Origin of the sequence: Sulfitobacter sp. (assembly GCF_041552635.1) — a bacterium.
Taxonomy (GTDB): Bacteria; Pseudomonadota; Alphaproteobacteria; order Rhodobacterales; family Rhodobacteraceae; genus Sulfitobacter.
On the sequence record NZ_JBFEKM010000380.1, the window covers coordinates 1 to 1,249 of the forward strand.

At 55.4% G+C, this 1,249-nt stretch carries 1 pseudogene; it reads right to left on the reverse strand.

From position 1 onward, the window contains the following. Positions 1–493: 493 nt before the first annotated feature. Positions 494–1,249: pseudogene (locus tag ABYT07_RS21250) on the reverse strand (O-antigen ligase domain-containing protein); the annotation flags it as partial.

A 1,249-nucleotide genomic window follows, 5' to 3' on the forward strand; every position in this document is an offset into this window, starting at 1 on the left:
ATAGACCTGCAGCATGAACAAGGGGCCCGTCAGCATCAAAATGTTGACGAAAACGCTGAACAAGAACACCGCAAGCAGCAGCCCCGCACCATTGCGCCGCGCCTGACGCAACTCAGGCAATCCGTATTTCGCTCTATTCACTAAATTATACCTTCAAACTTAAATAAATTGAGGCTTTGGCGGCATCACATCCCAAGCCGCTTTGCAGGCCATCAAGGTTTTGCAACGGCAATAGCACACCAAACTGGTGCATATTGGCTGACTTTGGGATATGTCTGGGAAAAAACCAGACGATTTGCGCCCACCTGCCCTTTCGAATTATCCCATCAGATCAACGGCAATCGAAACGCAATGTCAAGTTTTTGACCGCATCTGATCTGGGTTTTGAAAGCTGGTCAGCACAAGATGCAACCACGTTAAGATGTGATCTCGGCGAAAAGCTGGATTTTACCGAGGTGGCTGACTGGCAATAACACCTGAACTCCGCGATCTTTCAAACCTTGTCCTGTGCCACTTCGCGCAGGTGAACGCCCAGCAGGATCAGACCGGGCCAAAGCATGTAGGCTTCGATCTCGAGGTTTTCGCCGAAAGACAGCAGGACGATTGTCATCAAGATCCCCATCGGCAACCGACCGCGCGGGTGGCGGGCGGCGTCCAGCATGACAAAGCCGGTGTGCCAGACCATCGGCACCAGCAAGGCAGCGAAACCCGTCAACCCTTTGACAAACAGCAGCCCGAACCACGTATGGTGACTGCCGATTGGCATATACTCTACCGCGTGCGATCCAGGGTGGATCGTGCCGTGGCCAAACCACACGGCTTCGTTCTGCCAGCGTTCATAGGCGATCCGCTGCAATGTTTCGCGCACACGTGTGCTGTCGGCACGCGCACCTTTGAACGTGGAAACGGCATCCTTTGCCATGGCGGCCAAAGCTGCACCAAGAACCGCCAGCGATGCGGTAAGCGTGGCCGTCACATGCCACGCCCACCCCTTCAGCAGCAGCGGCATCATCCGCGGTCCGATGGTGCAGGCAACAAGGCCGACCAGACCCATGCGCGACTTGGACGCAAGGATCATCAAAATGCCTGCCCCCACACCGGCCAGCATCCATTTGCGGTCTTTTTCCTCTAGCGCGAACAGCACCATCACCACGCCCAAAAGCGCGGCAAACGGCGACCAAGGGGCGTAGAACTGCCATCTTGGCGTCCAGCTGGCCGGATCATAGGTGAATAAAAACACCGAGAAATA